At 63.7% G+C, this 16,555-nt stretch carries 9 protein-coding genes and 1 pseudogene; 7 read left to right on the forward strand and 3 right to left on the reverse strand.

The features are described 5' to 3' along the window. The 4 genes from aceA to LJE61_RS09550 form a co-directional block, all read left to right on the forward strand. On the forward strand, positions 1 to 676 hold a 676-nt coding region (gene aceA, locus LJE61_RS09535), incomplete at its 5' end, for an isocitrate lyase (RefSeq protein ID WP_296918259.1). A gap of 392 nt (positions 677 to 1,068) precedes the next feature. Next, positions 1,069 to 4,080, forward strand: coding sequence for an EAL domain-containing protein (locus tag LJE61_RS09540; protein WP_296918261.1), 3,012 nt, complete (start codon positions 1,069 to 1,071; stop codon positions 4,078 to 4,080). Between the two features lie 169 nt (positions 4,081 to 4,249). Continuing rightward, positions 4,250 to 6,049, forward strand: a complete 1,800-nt coding sequence (gene aceK / locus LJE61_RS09545) for a bifunctional isocitrate dehydrogenase kinase/phosphatase (protein WP_296914780.1) — start codon at positions 4,250 to 4,252, stop codon at positions 6,047 to 6,049. 201 nt (positions 6,050 to 6,250) lie between these two features. After that, positions 6,251 to 7,312, forward strand: a complete 1,062-nt coding sequence (locus tag LJE61_RS09550) for a thioredoxin family protein (RefSeq protein WP_296914778.1) — start codon at positions 6,251 to 6,253, stop codon at positions 7,310 to 7,312. A 144-nt stretch (positions 7,313 to 7,456) separates the two neighbouring features. Here the strand turns inward: LJE61_RS09550 and LJE61_RS09555 are convergent, their stop codons facing one another. From LJE61_RS09555 to LJE61_RS09565, 3 genes and pseudogenes are all read right to left on the reverse strand, one after another. Next, entirely contained in the window at positions 7,457 to 9,037 is a 1,581-nt protein-coding gene (locus LJE61_RS09555) for an AmpG family muropeptide MFS transporter (protein WP_296918263.1), read from the reverse strand. Positions 9,038 to 10,067: 1,030 nt separating this feature from the next. Then, entirely contained in the window at positions 10,068 to 12,329 is a 2,262-nt protein-coding gene (locus LJE61_RS09560; RefSeq protein WP_296914772.1) for an NADP-dependent malic enzyme, read from the reverse strand. 161 nt (positions 12,330 to 12,490) lie between these two features. Then, a pseudogene (locus LJE61_RS09565) lies at positions 12,491 to 13,540 on the reverse strand (homocysteine S-methyltransferase family protein); the annotation flags it as partial. Positions 13,541 to 13,747: 207 nt separating this feature from the next. Between LJE61_RS09565 and rlmH the strand changes: the two are divergent. The 3 genes from rlmH to rng all read left to right on the forward strand — a co-directional run bounded on the left by rlmH (position 13,748) and on the right by rng (position 16,551). Further along, complete coding sequence (gene rlmH, locus LJE61_RS09570) at positions 13,748 to 14,227, forward strand: 23S rRNA (pseudouridine(1915)-N(3))-methyltransferase RlmH (RefSeq protein ID WP_296914769.1); 480 nt, start codon at positions 13,748 to 13,750, stop codon at positions 14,225 to 14,227. A 6-nt stretch (positions 14,228 to 14,233) separates the two neighbouring features. Then, positions 14,234 to 14,917, forward strand: coding sequence for a Maf family protein (locus LJE61_RS09575; RefSeq protein ID WP_296914764.1), 684 nt, complete (start codon positions 14,234 to 14,236; stop codon positions 14,915 to 14,917). Between the two features lie 179 nt (positions 14,918 to 15,096). Beyond that, positions 15,097 to 16,551 carry a ribonuclease G gene (rng, locus tag LJE61_RS09580; RefSeq protein WP_296914761.1) on the forward strand — a complete coding sequence of 485 codons (1,455 nt, stop codon included), beginning with the start codon at positions 15,097 to 15,099 and terminating at the stop codon, positions 16,549 to 16,551. Positions 16,552 to 16,555: the final 4 nt, after the last annotated feature.

Consider the following 16,555-nt stretch of genomic DNA (forward strand, 5'->3'; position numbering starts at 1 on the left):
CCAGAAACTGATCGCGGCACGACTCGCCGCCGACGTCATGGGCGTACCGACCCTGCTGCTGGCTCGAACCGATGCGGAGGCCGCGAATCTCTTGACCTCCGACGTCGATGACAACGACCGCCCATTCGTAACCGGCGAGCGTACGAACGAGGGCTTCTATCGCGTGCGCAACGGATTGGAGCAGGCGATCAGCCGGGGCCGCGCCTATGCACCCTACGCGGATCTGATCTGGTGTGAGACGGGCACCCCGGATCTCGGATACGCACGCGAGTTCGCTCAGGCGATCCTGGCGGACAATCCCAGTAAGCTCCTTGCCTACAACTGCTCGCCTTCGTTCAATTGGAAGAGGAATCTCGACGATGTGGCCATCGCCAAATTCCAAGATGAGCTGGCCGACATGGGCTACAAGTACCAGTTCATCACCCTTGCGGGCATCCATAGCATGTGGTTCAACATGTTCGATCTCGCCTATGACTATGCCCGCGGTCAAGGCATGCGCCACTACGTTGAGAAAGTCCAGGCCCCCGAGTTAGCAGCTCGCGAGAAGGGGTATACCTTCGTGTCGCACCAGCAAGAGGTGGGGGCTGGATACTTCGATGACGTGACCACGACCATACAGGGGGGCGTATCCGCGGTGACCGCTCTGGCTGGTTCGACCGAGGAGACCCAATTCTGAGCGACGCCTCAAGGAACTGACCCCCGATCGCCGGGGTCCGACTCGGTTAAGCCGGCCGGCGGTGTGCAAGCACCGCCGGTTTTTTTCGTCTGGGCACAGAACCGGGCGCGGCCGTTTCCGAGCGCTGGCGAGCATGATAGAGTCAATGCCCAGAGTCTCCTACACGATATGTGTTAAACTGAGCGGTGCGAGGCCGGTTTGATCGGGCCCGTCAGCATGACATGCGCAATGCTGCGGTGCCTCGCCGAGTCGATGACGTGTCTTACATGGAACCAGCTCAATGAGTGGGAAGCCGCGGCGAAGCGCAGTGCAATCTCTCGGTCGCATCCTCGGGGAGCCGCGGAACCGCTTGGCTCGCTGTGCTTGCGCGTCTGCGTGACCGCCTGGCCCCGATGCGTCGGCGATCCTCCACTTTCTCGCCGTCCTTGGCCTTGATCGGGTTGGTCGCAGTCGCCCTGGTCCTAGGGCTTCATCTCGACTACGAGACCTGGCTCGGCGTCCCCACCGGAGCGTCGATCGAGCTGATCGCCGATCTCGGGGAGACGCCGCAGGGCGGGTCTCCGCGACTGCTGTCTGGGCGGGATGTCCTACCTTGGGCCCTGACTGCAGTTGTGGCGCTTGGTCTGGCTCTTCTCGTGTGGCGGCGTCGGCATGCGTTGCGGGTGCTATCGGCTGGAGCACGCGTGCAAGCGACCGCGGCGGCCAACCGCTGGACGTTGGGTCACGACGTACGGGCGACTGCGCCGGGTGCTCGGGTAGCCGATCTCGAGCACGTTCTCGACATTGCTGCGCTGCTACTGATCGGTTTGGATCGTCAGGGTCATGTCCAAATCATCAACCAGCGTGGCTGCGAGGTCTTGGGTCTCGACCGCGGGCGAATCCTCGGTCGGGATTGGGTGGAGTCCTTCCTGCCCGTGCGCGAGCGAGAAACCATGCGGGTGATCCTCGACCAAGTCGTCGCCGGCGCGGCGGATCAAGTCACCGGGATCGAGGGCACGGTCCTGCGGTCAGACGGGACGGAGCGCCTCATCGAGTGGCGCAAGAGCAGGCTCCGTGACCGCAGGGGCCGGGTGATCGGTGTGCTCGGATCGGGCACGGACATCACGGAGCGCAAACACGCAGAGCGCGCCCTGTCATACCTGGTGACGCTGGAGACGATCCTGGTCGAGGCCTCGCGGTCCCTGGTGGCGGCGCCAGCCGACGCGGTCGGTCCGCTGGTCGAGAATGCCTTGGGTGCCGTGGCTCGGCGGATGGGGGCAGACCGCGCCTATGTGTTCGTGCTCAGCCGCGACGGCACCAGCATGCGCAACACGGAGGAATGGAGCGCGACCGGGCTGGGGCTCGGGCGGGTCGACGCCCCGAGTGTACCCACCTCACTCATCCCGCGTTGGATGGACACCCTAAGGCACGGAGACGACATCCGCATCGATGACGTGGGGGGGCTCCCGGAGACCTGGCGCGTGGACCGTGAGCAGCTCGAGCAGCTCGAAGTGCGGGCTGTGGCTGCGACCGCCATTCGCACCGCCGGCCGGCTGAGCGGTTTCGTCGCGGTCGAGATGTTGAGCGGCCCATACGTTTGGCGAGACGCGGAGATGCGTGCGCTCGGTTTTCTCAGTGACCTGATCGGCGGTGCCTTCGAGAGAAGGCGCAACGAGCTCAAGCTTCTCGAGAGCCGGAGGCAGCTCGAGGAGATTGCGCTTTACGATCCCCTCACGCGCTTGCCGAATCGGCGGCTCCTGGCCGAGCGAATGAGTGAGGCGGTCACGGAAGCGCGCGAGAATGGGTGCTTGCTCGCCGTCTGTTACCTCGACCTCGACGGGTTCAAACTGATCAACGATACGCACGGCCACAAGGCGGGCGATCGGGTCTTGGTGACCGTCGCAAGCCGGCTGCGCGGGTGCCTGCGCGAGGCGGATACCGTCGCCCGACTCGGGGGTGACGAGTTCGTGTTCTTGATGAGCCGCCTGCAGTCACTTGCCGACTGCGCCGCCCTGCTGGAGCGGGTGCTCGCCGCGCTCGCCCAGCCCGTCCTGATCAACGGCCACGTGCTGTCCGTGACCAGCAGTGCCGGGGTGGCCCTGTATCCCCATGACACGGGCGACGCGGAAACCCTTCTGCGACATGCCGACCACGCCATGTATCAGGCCAAGCAACAGGGTCGGAATCGCTATCAGCTCTTTCGGGGAGAGGAAGGTCCGTCGGACCAGGCGCACAGGCCCGAGCTGTTGAGGATCCGTGAGGCGATCGAGGGTGAGGAGTTGCGACTGCACGTTCAACCCCAGGTGCACATGTCATCCGGCCGGGTAGTCGGTGTGGAGGCGCTGGTCCGTTGGCAGCATCCCGACCGTGGTCTCTTGCCGCCAGGGGAATTTCTGCCTTTGATTGAAGGCGACGCGCTCCTCCAGCAGCTTGACTGGTGGGTAATGAATCGGGCAGTGAGGTGGCTCGGGCAGTGGCAGGAGTCCGGCCTGGATCTGACGATGAGCCTCAATCTATCGGCGTGCTCACTTCAGGACGCGGGCTTCATCGCCGGCTTACAGGAGCTGCTCACGCAGCATCCATCGATTGCTCCTTCGCGGTTACTGCTTGAGATCGCCGAGTCCGAGGGTTTGCGCGACGTCGAGACCACGGCATCGGTCATTCAGGCCTGTGCCGTTTTGGGGGTACGCTTTGCGTTGGACGGGTTCGGTAACGGCTATGCGTCACTGACCGATTTTCGTTGCCTTCCGGTGCAGACCGTAAAGATCGACCAGACGGCGGTCCGCGACATCCTCCGCTCGCGCGATGATCGCAATCTCGTTCAAGGCGTCATCGGGATCGCGCGCGCCTTCCAGCGGGAGCTCATCGCGGAGGGTGTGGAATCCGCTGCGCACGGCTTGCTGCTGATGGATCTGGGTTGCGAGTTCGGTCAAGGGTTTGCGGTCGCCGACCCCATGCCGCCGGAGCGGCTTGCCTCTTGGATCGCGGCCTATGTGCCGCCGTGCCTGTGGCACAGGCGAACGAGCGTGGATTGGTCCGCCGCCGACCTGGTCCTCCTAAGCATGGAGGCAGTCCACCGCGACTGGGTTGATCGCGTGGTGCGCTGTCGCCTCGCCGACGGCTCAACCAAGACGTTGCCGGAGCTGCAGCCCGAATCATGCGATTTTGGGCGTTGGTATCTCAATGACGGTCGGATCCGCTACGGCGAGCTCACTGCTTTCAAGGTGTTGGACGCGCTGCACCGGCGCGTTCACCAGGAGGCTTGCCTGATGCTCGAGGTGGAGCCGACCGATCGAGACTCGGAGTCCGAAGCGATCGCACGCCTGATGCGCGAGCGGGACGGCTTTATCGCGGCCATCCACGTCCTCCAGCGCCAGGTACTCCAGGGCCGACATGAGTGGGCCGATGTTCACCCTTCGACTTGAGTTCGGTCCCCCCTGCGCGCGCCCCAGCCAGAGCCTGGCCGTGTTACCGCGGCTGCCATAGAATCGCGTCGAGGCCGTCTCGTTGCGGCCGGCCACCGGATCTCTCGCGCTGAGGATTGGCCTGCGTTCGCGGTGCGCGCCAATCCGGACTACGCATTGGGTTGACGCCATGGCTTGGACTGAGGCTAAGCAGATTGCCGAGGCGATCCTCGATGGCTTCGAGCGTCATTACCGGCTCTTTCGTGAGATCACCGACGGGGCGAGGGCCCGCTTCGAGGAGGCGGATTGGCCGGCGGTGCAATCTGCCGCGCGCGAGCGGATCAGCTTCTTCGACACGCGCGTGGGTGAGACTGTCGCCTTGTTGCGCCGTGAGCTCCACCTGCGCGACCCCAGCGACATTCTCTGGCGTCGAGTCAAGATCGAGTATCTGCGCCTGCTGCCCCTGCATCATCAGCCTGAACTGGCTGAGACCTACTACAATTCCGTGTTCTGCCGGCTGTTCGATCGCCGCTACTACAACAACAGCTATATCTTCGTTTGGCCGATGCTCTCGACCGAGCACCTCGAGGCGGAGATCCCGATCTTCCGGCCTTACTATCCCGCCCGAGACGGCTTCGCCCGGGTCATTGCCGGGATTCTTGGGGGCATGGGGTTTCAACGCCCCTTCCGTGATCAACGCCGGGATATCCGTTGCCTGATGCGCGCAATCCGCGACCGGTTTCCGCGTAACCGAGCCGTGCACCAAAATTTCCAGCTTGCCGTTCTCTCGGAGCCCTTCTATCGCAACAAGGCCGCTTACATCATCGGCAAGGCGATCAATGGCGCAGATCAGATCCCGTTTGTCATCCCGATCCTCAATAACGAGGGGGAACGCGGCGCGGGCGGGGGACTTTATGTGGACACATTGCTTTCCGGCGAGGACGAGATCTCGGACGTCTTCAGCTTTTCACGCGCCTATTTCATGGTCGACACGGAGGTCCCGGCCGCAGTCATCGATTTCCTGCGCCCGCTGATGCCCCGCAAAGGCAAGGCCGAGCTCTATACCGCTATCGGGCTGCAGAAGTTCGGCAAGGCCGAGTTCTACCGCGATTTTCTCAAGCACCTCCGCTACTCTGCAGACGACTTCGTGGTCGCCCCGGGCATTCGCGGGATGGTGATGTGCGTCTTCACCTTGCCCTCCTTCCCTTTCGTGTTCAAGGTCATCAAGGACCGCTTCCCGCCGCCGAAGGAGATGACGCGGGAGACCGTGAAGGAGAAATATCAGCTGGTAAAGTTTCACGACCGAGTTGGGCGAATGGCTGACTCCTGGGAATACTCTCTGGTTGCCTTCCCGCGCCACCGCTTCTCCCCTGCCTTGCTCGAGATGCTCGAGCATGACTGCGCCGAGAGCCTGGAGGTGGAAGAGGGTCAGCTGATTATCAAACACCTCTACATCGAGCGCCGGATGTCACCCCTGAACCTCTATCTGCGTACCGCGGACGATGAGGATCTCCGCCACGCCATCGGCGAATACGGCGATGCGATAAAGCAACTGGCTGCGGCCAACATCTTTCCGGGGGATTTCTTGTTCAAGAACTTCGGTGTCACGCGCCAAGGCCGTGTCGTCTTCTACGACTATGATGAACTTTGTTATCTGACTGAGTGTCACTTTCGGGAGATTCCACCGGCACCTTACCCAGAGATGGAGCTTGCAGACGAGGCCTGGTACAGCGCGGGACCGAACGATGTCTTCCCGGAGGAGTTCGAGACCTTCCTGTTGACCGACACGCGCATCCGCGCCCTGTTCTGGGAGCTGCATAGCGAGTTGCTTGACCCTGCGTGGTGGCGGGCACGCCAGGACCACATCCGCTCCGGGCACCTAGAGGATGTCTTCCCCTATCCGCGCGAACGGCGCTTCGGTCTGAGGGAAAAACAGCCGCCAGCGTCCGGGGCGGGCGATCGAGCGCTGCATCCGGCAGCGCTTCCCTGAGCAGCACCGTCATTGGCCATCCCGGCCAGGAATCAGACGCAACCGGAAAACACGGTTTCCCGGTTCCTTCATTTTCGGTCGCTTGGGCGAATCAGAGAGGCGGGTCATCCACGGGTCGCCGGACGCGCTGAATAGTCCAGCGGACGAAGGGTCAACCCCTGGGGGGCATGAACGCCCCGTCACAACACAGAGGAGCTTGGAATGATGAAGCAGCCGCTTCGACTGAAGCTGCGTGCCGCCTGGTTCGTGATCCTGCTGTCGGGGTTTGCGGCGGCGGCAACCGATGCGCCGGCGGAGCTGAGCGCGGGGCTGCAGAATCCCGGATACCACGAGCAGCCGCGCTGGTTTAAACACTCCTTTCTCGACATCCGCGAGGATGTTGCCGAGGCCACGGCCGAGGACAAACGCCTCGTCCTCTATTTCTACCAGGATGGCTGTCCCTACTGTGCCAAGCTCTTGCAGGAAAATCTCGCCGACAAGGCTATCGTCGACCTGATGCAACAGCGCTTCGAGGTCGTGGCCATCAATCTGTGGGGCGATCGCGAGGTGACCGGATTGACCGGCGAGCCGACGACCGAGAAGCAGCTTGGAGCGGACCTCAAGGTCCAATTCACACCGACCATGCTGCTGCTCGACGAGGGGGGACAGGCCGTACTGCGCATCAACGGCTACTTTCCGCCGCATCGATTCAAGGCGGCACTGACCTACGTCGCCGAGCGCCGCGAGCAGGTCGGCGAGTCTTTTATGGACTATGTCGCCCGGGTGAGTCCGGTCGAAGCAAAGGGCAGGATTCATCAGGAAGGGGGTTTCATGTCCTCCCCTTTCAGGCTTGGGGACAATCGAGATGTCTCGATGCGTCCATTGGTTGTGATGTTCGAGCAGCCAGTCTGTCGAGATTGTGATGAGCTGCATGAGGACATCCTGCGGCGGGAGCCCGTCACCTACTCACTGAGCGCCTTCGATGGGGCGATCCTGGATGCCTTCTCATCTGACATGCTGCAGACCCCCGGCGGTCGGGAGATGCCGATCCGCGAGTGGGCCGCGGAGCTCGCGATCAAATACACTCCGAGCCTGGTGTTCTTTGACGCCACTGGGCGCGAGATCTTTCGCACCGAGGGTTTCTTGAAGGCCTTCCACATCCATGGTGCCCTGGACTATGTCGCGACCGGTGCCCATCTGCGGCAGCCGAATTTTCAGCGCTACCTCGCGGAGCGCCGCGAATCCTTGTCCGCGCTTGGGGTCGAGGTCGATCTGATGGATTGATGGTGCCGCAGTCGCGACTTCCTCGCCTGTCTGCCGTCGTAGGATGGCGGCACTGCTCGAGCGCGCTGACCGAGAAGCTGGAAGCGATTCCAAGATGGCGGGCCGATCCGGGCGGCCGCAGCTCCAAGACGGAGCCCGGCATTTCTACGTCGCCTCCGTTGCCGCGCCCCGCCGTGCCCGCTCGTCGATTGCGAGACTCCTGTCCGCCAGCCAGACTAGGAGCACGACGGGGACGCCGATCAAGGTCGTGAAGACGAAGAATCCGGGATAGCCGATACCGTCGACGATGGACCCCGAGTAGCCGCCGAGGACCTTTGGCAAGAGCGTCATGAGTGAGCTGAAGATTGCGTACTGTACCGCGGTGAAAGAGACACTGGTCAGGCTGGACAGAAAAGCCACGAATGCAGCACTAGCCAGCCCGGCTGCCAGATTGTCGGCCGCGACAGCGAGGTAGAGTAGCATCAGGCTGGGACCCGCGAGGGCCAGGACGACGAAGATGAGGTTGGTCGTCGCGGACAGGATTGCCCCAAGCATCAAGATCCGCATCACCCCATAGCGGGTCGCCAGTAGGCCCCCGAGGAGTCCGCCGCCGATGCTGATCACGACGCCGAAGGTCTTGACCGCGGTCGCGATCTGGGGTTTCGAGAAGCCGATATCCTGGTAGAAGACATTGGAGATGACCCCGAGGACGATGTCGGAGATCCGATAGAGTCCGATCAGGGCAAGCAGAAGCATGGCCGTCCTGAGGCCGTAGCGGCGAAAAAAATCCAGGGCCGGCTCGATCCAGGTCTCAGATGCCATGATTCGATTCACCGCTCCCGCGGCGACCAACAGCCATCCGGTGGCCGCCCCTGCCGAGACGGCCAGCGCGAAGTGCAGGGTTTCGAGGAAGAATCCGCCGATCGGCCCGCCGCCGGCAGACGATTTGAGCGCGCCGAATAATTCACCGGAGAGGAAGAACGCGCCAGCGAAGGCCGAGGCGCCCGCGGCGAAGACGCCGACCAGCCGGAGGTAGTCCGATGCACCATAGACATGGGCGTCGGTTCGCCGGGTCTCGGGTTCCTTGATCAGCAGGGTCGCGAGCACACCGACGAGCATGGTGCCGGCCATCATGAGGTAGGTGAGCCGCCACGCCTGAAAGCTGTAGTCGCCTGCCTCCGAGCCGAATAGAGCGGCCAGGTAGAGTGCACCCGCGCCGGCGACGACCATGCCGGTCCGGTAGCCGGCGATGTAGGTCGAGGACATGAGTCCCTGTAAGCGCGGAGGCGCCGATTCGATGCGGTAGGCATCGATCACGATGTCCTGAGTGGCCGAGGAGAAGCCCAGCAGCACCGCCGCGAGCGCCATGCCCCTGACCTGTCCGGAGCCTGTGGCCGGATCGATCAGCGCCATCGCGACGATGGCGGCAATGACGGCGACCTGCGCCATTAACAGCCAGGAACGCCGCCGCCCGAGGCTGCGGGTCAAGAGTGGCACCGGGAGCTTGTCGATCAACGGCGCCCAGACGAACTTGAAGGAGTAGCCCAGTGCGGCCCAGCTGAAAAAGGTGACGGCGTTGCGTTCGACTCCGGCCTCGCGCAGCCACAGCGAGAGGGAGGAGAAGATCAGCAAGAGAGGTATCCCGGCGGAAAATCCGAGAAAGACCATCGAGATCACTCTCGGATTCAAAAACTCCCGTCCCGCCGCCGTCCAGGCCGTGGAGCTCCTTTTATCTGTCGGCGTCATCGGGCTCTCTGTTCCGCCTGGGCGTGAAACTCCGGCCGCAGGGCGGTGCAAATTCACCAGGGAGCGCCGGAGGACACTGCCCCAGGGATCCCCGCCGCCTCAAGACTGACATGATTGCGAGTGTCAGACGCCGGACTGCCGACATACTACTATGATCCGGGCGGCCTCCGTGCCTATCGGCTCGATCCTGTGGCGAACATAGGTCGATCAGACTGCCGAATGAACGCGACCGCCCGCACTGGGCGCCGTCGGTCGAGCCGTGGCTTGCCGGGGTGGCGGATCCGCTTCGGCAGATGGATGCGGGCGGTCTCCCGCAAAAGGCGGCTACTGTAGCCAGGGGGCTACAGCAGCCGAGGTCGGACCCGTGAGTCCAGAGCTGTGCGTCCTCGGCGGTTACCGCCTTGGCCTCCGCACCCACGCATCCGAACGTCTAAGGGCCAGTGGTCGCGTCCCTTCGTCAGCCCTCGAAGGGCGCTACGCACAGCTTGTGCCAGTCGAGCTCATCCTGTTTCGACGCAGGCTTGGCGGGGCGTCATCACGCGGCCTCGGGGCACACTGTGTCATCAGATGACTTTTTCTGTTTGCCGAGGCGTGTCGGGGCGACGGAGAAACCGACACGTCTGCCGCTCGGTTGCTCCCGCAACGGACACCAGCGGTGCACGTTCCCCGCATGGGAACCGACGAATGCGTCAGCGATGACATAAACAAAAGGGCCACTGCGCCCGCCGGAGCGAAACGCGGTGGCCCAAATCCGGAAACGGGCGGAGGAGGATTCCCGCTTCCGACTGCCTGCTCGACCTGGCCCTGCACGTCGACTGTGTGTGCGCCCCTCGATGTGCTGTTGGCTGCGTGGCGACCGATCAGGTCCGAATGAATGAGCGGCTCGTCCCTGCCTTCACCAGGGCGCAAGCATGAGTCGTGCCAGCTGCGAAGCCCGGTCCCTGGGTGCCGCCGCAGGCGTCAGCGGCTTCGCAAGGCGACGTCAGGTCAGGATCTGACACCGTGTGCGGTCATGAGGTGACCCGTTCGGTCATTCTGCCTGGACCGCCGCCAGGGCGGTCATATTGAGCAGACCGCGCACCGAGGTGCTCGGGGTCACGATGTGGGCCGCCCGGTCGGCCCCGAGCAGCATGGGGCCGAAGGTGCCGCCCTCATTGACGGTGCGCAGTAGATTGAAGGCGATATTCGCCGCGTCCTGGTTCGGCATGATCAGGAGGTTGGCGCGGCCGCTGAGACAGGACTCGGGGAAGCGCGCCTCCCGGACGGCGGCATCGAGCGCCAGGTTGGCATGCATCTCACCCTCGACCTCGAGGTTTGGGGCACGGGCGCGCAGATGCCGCATCGCCTCCTGCATCTTGCGCGCTGACGGTGATTCGTGGCTCCCGAAGTTCGAGTGGGACAGCAGGGCGATCCTTGGCCGCAATCCGAAGCGCTGCACCTGCGCGGCGCACAGACAGGCCATCTCGGCGAGATCCTCCGCGCTCGGCTCCGATTGGACGTAGGTGTCCGCGATGAAAAGCGGGCCGGCCGGCAAGACGATGGCGTTCATGGCGCTGAGGCGGCGCACCTCGGGCGCGGTGCCGATGACCTCCTCGACGTGCTTGAGATGCCGCGCATAGCGTCCGACGACGCCGCAGATCATGGCATCGGCGTCGCCGCTGCGGACCATGGTGGCGGCGAGCACCGTCGGGTCGTTGCGGATGTACTCGCGGGCCTCGTCAGGCGCATATCCGCGGCGTTTGACGCGTTCGTAGAAGGTCCGCCAATGGGTCTCGAAGTGGCTATTCTCGCAGGGTACGATCAGATCGAAATCACGCTCGGGGCGGATGTTCAACCCCAGATCCTTGAGATGATGACCGATCACCTCGGGGCGGCCGATCAGCATTGGCCGGGCGATGCCCTCGCTGACGGCCTGCTGGGCGACCTGGAGGACCCGCTCCTCTTCGCCCTCGGCATAGACGACGCGTTTCGGCGCGGCCCTGGCCTGATCGAACACGGGCTTCATGGTCATGCCCGTGCGGTAGGCACGCAGGTGCAGGGCATCCCGATAGGCATCGAGATCGGCAATGGGCCGTCTCGCCACGCCGCTCTCCATCGCGGCGCGCGCGACCGCGGGCGCCACGTGCTCCATGAGGCGTCGATCGAACGGCTTGGGGATCAGATACTCCGGGCCGAAGCTCAGCTGGTCGCCACCATAGGCGCTGCGCACGATGTCGGAAGGCTCCGCCTTGGCCAGATCGGCGATCGCCCGAACGCAGGCGATCTTCATTGGCTCGTTGATCTCGCTGGCGCCGCAGTCCAGGGCACCTCGAAAGATGAAAGGGAAGCAAAGGACATTGTTGACCTGGTTCGGGAAGTCCGACCGCCCGGTCGCAATGATGGCGTCCGGTCTGGCGGTGCGAGCCAAGTCCGGCATGATCTCCGGGACCGGATTGGCGAGCGCCAGGATGATCGGCGACTCGGCCATCTTGGTCAGCCACTCGGGTTGCAGGACGCCGGCGGCGGAGAGTCCAAGAAAGATGTCCGCACCTTCGAGGGCCTCGGCGAGCGTGCGCTGGGTCGCGTCGATCGCATACCGCTCCTTGTAGGGATCCATCTCCTCCGGGCGCCCGCGATAGACCACGCCAGCGATGTCGGTGAGTGTCACGTTCGTCGCGGGCAGACCGAGGCTCACCAAGAGGTCGACGCAGGCGAGTGCCGCGGCCCCGGCGCCGGCGGTGACGAGGCGAATCTCGGCCATGTCTTTGCCGACAACCCGCAGGCCGTTCAGGATGGCCGCGCAGACCACGATGGCGGTGCCGTGCTGGTCGTCGTGGAAGACTGGGATGTCCATTCGCTCTTTGAGGGTGCGCTCGATGATGAAACAGTCCGGGGCCTTGATGTCTTCCAGATTGATGCCCCCGAAGCTGGGCTCGAGCCGGGCGACTGTTTCGATGAAGCGCTGCGGGTCGCGCTCATCGATCTCGATGTCGAATACGTCGATATCCGCGAACTGCTTGAAAAGGACCGCCTTGCCTTCCATGACGGGCTTAGACGCGAGACCGCCGACGGCGCCCAGGCCAAGGACCGCCGTGCCGTTGGTCATGACCGCGACCAGATTGCTGCGCGCCGTATAGAGAGACGCAGCGAACGGGTCCTTCTCGATCTCACGGCAGGCCGCGGCGACACCAGGCGAGTACGCCAGGGCCAGATCGCGCTGGTTACCCATCGGCTTGGTCGGCTTGATCTCCAGCTTGCCGGGTCTGGGATAGCGGTGGTAGTCGAGCGCGCTCTGATCGAATTGGTCCGACATCGGGGTCTCCGGTGGATAGTGAAGGCATCCGAGAACGGCCCGGGCAGCGCGCTCACCTGCTGGTGATGCGCAGGCGGGGCAGCCCTACCCAGAACAGACGTTGTCGCAGCTTGCCGAGGGCCTGACCATCGGCGCCCGCCCTTCGACTGGGGTTGAGACTAGACGTTGAAGGCCTCGAGTCCGGAGAGCCGCATGCGGTGGTCGGGCGCCTTCGGTTGGCGCGGGGCTTTTCCCGCTGCCACTTTGGCGATGGCGCGGATGTGCGCCGGCGTGCTTCCGCAACATCCGCCGACGATGTTGAGGAACCCGGATTCCGCCCATTCCTCGATGTGTGCCGCCATGGCCTCGGGTGTCATGTCGTATCCGCCCATCTCATTGGGCAACCCGGCGTTTGGATGAAACGTGGTATAGCACTCGGCCACTCGTGCCATGTCCTCGACGTGAGGCCTCAGCAGATCGGGTCCGAGGGCGCAGTTGAGCCCGATCGCCAGCGGTTTGACATGGCGGAGGCTGTTGTAGAAGGCCTCGACGGTTTGTCCGGAGAGGGTTCGGCCGGAGGCGTCCGTGATGGTGCCGGAGATCATGACGGGGCGTGATAGGCCGCTCTCTTCGAACACCTGATCGACCGCAACGGCAGCGGCCTTCGCGTTGAGCGTGTCGAAGATGGTCTCGATCAAGATCAGGTCCACGTCCGCGGTGACCAGCGCTCGGGTGGCCTCGGCATAGACTGCGACAAGCTCATCGAAGTGGGTGTTTCGGGCGCCTGGGTCGTTGACGTCGGGAGAGATGCTTGCCGTCTTGCTGGTTGGTCCTAGGACGCCGGCGACAAACCTGGGTTTGTCCGGAGTCTTGGCGGTCCAGGCGTCTGCAACCTCGCGGGCAAGCCGAGCGGCAGCGGAAACGATCTCAGAGGTGTAGTCCTGGAGGCCATAGTCGGCTTGGGATAGGCGGTTGCCATTGAAGGTATTGGTTTCGAGGATGTCCGCACCCGCCTCCATGTATGCCTCGTGGATGGAGCGAATCAGCTCGGGCTTGGTCAGCGAGAGCAGGTCGTTGTTGCCCTTGAGGTCGGATGGCCAGTCCTTGAAGCGCTCGCCGCGATAGTCGGCCTCATCCAGCTTGTGGCGCTGGATCATGGTCCCCATAGCGCCGTCTAGGATGAGAATCCGGTGGCCGAGCAGGTCGATGAGTTGAGTGCGGGAGTCTGGCATGATAGCCCTGATGCGAACCGTTGATCGAGGTGTCCTGTGCGGAGGATTACACCGAGCCCGGCCGGCCCGGGTTTCTCGGCTCGGGGTGGGCGGCGTTTCCAGGCGCGACGTGACCCGCTTGAGCCGATGCGATGGCCTGTCGCAACGGGCGCAGCTCAACGCCATAGCGGCTCAGTATAACGGTTCCATCCGGCTGACTGCGAGCCGATGCGTGTCCATCTGATTGCGGTCGGTCGTCGGGTGCCGGAGTGGGTCGCGGCCGGCTTCGACGAGTACGCAAGGCGTCTGCCGCGGGAGTGCGCGCTCAATCTGATCGAGGTTGAGCCGGGCCACCGTGCCAAGGGCGTCTGCGCCTCTCGCGCCCGGTTCGACGAGGGCCAGCGGATCCTCAGGGCGATCCCGAAAGGGGCACGGACCGTCGCGCTCGATGTTTCGGGGGAGCACTGGAGCACCGAGACACTGGCAGATCACCTGCGGTCCTGGATGGCCGGTGGCCGGGATACGGCCTGGTTGATTGGCGGGCCGGACGGATTGGCGCAGGACTGTCTGCAACGCGCGGAGCAGCGATGGGCGCTGTCCCGACTGACCTTTCCCCATCCGTTGGTCCGGGTGCTCGTCGCCGAGCAGCTCTACCGGGCCTGGACCCTCGTCCAAGGGCATCCGTACCATCGCGCCGGGGGAGACTGAAGACGCATGACCGATACCGGCAGCAGTCACCGGGAGGCAATCTATCTCGCCTCACGCTCCCCCCGCAGGCTGGATCTGCTGAAGCAGATCGGACTGCATGCCACTCAAATTCCCGGCGACACCGACGAGACACGACGTCCGGGCGAGTCGCCGGAAAGCTATGTTCGTCGCGTTGCAATCGAGAAGGCGCGCACGGGTCTCGCGGGGCTGCACGAGGCGGCACTTCGGCCGGTCTTGGCCGCGGATACGGCGGTCGTGGTCGGTGACGAGACGCTCGGTAAGCCGCATGATCGGGAATCGGCTGCGCGGATGCTGCGCATGCTGTCAGGGCGTCAGCATCGGGTCCTGACCGCGGTCGCCCTCATCTCCGGGGAATGCGAGCTCTCCGACCTCAGCGACAGCCGGGTGACCTTTCGCCATCTGGAGGAGTCGGAGGTCGTGCGCTACTGGCTCAGCGGCGAACCCCGCGGCAAGGCAGGTGGCTATGCCATTCAGGGTTATGGGGCGCTGTTCGTCGCTGAGCTGCGCGGGAGCTACTCAGGCGTGATGGGGTTGCCTCTGTTCGAGACCGGGCGGCTGCTGAGCGCGATGGGGATCGATGTCGTTGCGAGCGCTTCCCGGGGGGTGATCACCGGAGATGCCGATGAGCTGTCCATTAACCCTGTCAATCATCGGCACAGATGGCGATGATGCGGCTGCCGCTGCCCCGTCTGTTTCGGCCGTGTGTGGCGACAGTCAACGCCTGGGTCTCCTGGTCGGCGCTGACTCTTTCAGCCGCCTCAGGCTCGGAAGATCCCATGCCTGTCTTTCCGGCAAGAAGGGGGGTAGGCTCGAAACGCGTCCAGACTGACACATGAGCTGATCGAACCGTGAGCGAAGAGATCCTGATCAACGTCACCCCGCCGGAGACCCGCGTTGCCGTGGTCGAGAACGGCGTGGTGCAAGAGATCATCATCGAACGTGCCGAGCGCTGTGGTCTGGTGGGCAATGTATACAAGGGGCGGATCTGCCGCGTCCTGCCCGGAATGCAGGCTGCTTTTGTCGACATCGGCCTGGATCGGGCTGCCTTTCTGCATGCCTCCGACATCGTCGCTCCCCTCGGTGAGGCGCGTGGCGATCAGATAAACGATTTGGTCAGCGAAGGCGACAGGATCGTGGTCCAGGTAGTCAAGGACCCATTGGGCACGAAAGGCGCGCGGCTGACCACGAACATCTCGTTGGCTTCGCGCTATCTGGTCTGTATGCCGGCCCTCGCGAGCACCGGGGTCTCACAGAAGATCGAGGACGAAGAGGAGCGGCGCCGTTTGCGTGACACGCTGCAATGCTACGTGGACGCGCATGAGGGCGAAGGTGGGTTCATCGCCCGGACCGCAGCCGAAGGGGTTTGCGAGGAGGCATTGATGCGCGACATGACCTTCCTGGCCAAACTCTGGCGGGGGGTCAGGGAACGATGTGCCGCGGCCACCGACATCGGTCTCATTCACGACGACCTGCCGCTGGCCTTGCGGGCCCTGCGAGACCTGGTGACACCCGAGGTGGAGCGTGTGCGCGTCGATTCACGAGCGATGGTGGACAAGGCGCTCTCGTTCGCCGCCAAGTACATCCCGGAGATCCGAGAGCGAATCGAATACTACCAGGGTGAGCGTCCCCTATTCGATCTCTACGGTGTGGAGGAGGAGATCCGTAAGGCTTTGCAGCGAAAGGTACAGCTCAAATCCGGTGGTCATCTGGTGATCGACCAGACCGAGGCGATGACCACCATCGACGTCAACACGGGTGCCTTCGTGGGTCACCGCAACCTCGAGGAGACCATCTTCAAGACCAACCTGGAAGCCGCGCAAGCGATCTGTCGCCAACTGAGACTGCGCAATCTGGGCGGGATCATCATCATCGATTTTATCGACATGAGCGACGATGAGCATAAGCGCCAGGTCTTGAGGGCCTTGGAGAAGTGTCTGGCCCGTGATCACGCCAAGACCCACATCACCGAGGTCTCTGCGCTCGGGTTGGTTGAGATGACCCGGAAGCGCACCCGGGAGTCACTCGAGCACGTCCTCTGCGAGCCTTGTCCCTATTGTGGCGGCCGTGGATCGGTCAAGACCGCGCAGACCACCTGTTACGAGATCTTTCGCGAGATCTTGCGCGAGTCGCGTCAGTTTGATGTCGAGACGCTGCTGGTGTTGGCCTCCCAAGAAGTCATCGACCGTCTTGTGGATGAGGAGTCTGCCCATCTCGCTGAGCTCGAGGCATTTATCGGGCGCCCGATCCGCCTTCAGGCGGAGGCCCTCTACACGCAGGAACAGTACGACGTGGTGCTGATCTGAGCCC

This window comes from Thiocapsa sp. (assembly GCF_022340925.1).
Lineage (GTDB): Bacteria > Pseudomonadota > Gammaproteobacteria > Chromatiales > Chromatiaceae > Thiocapsa.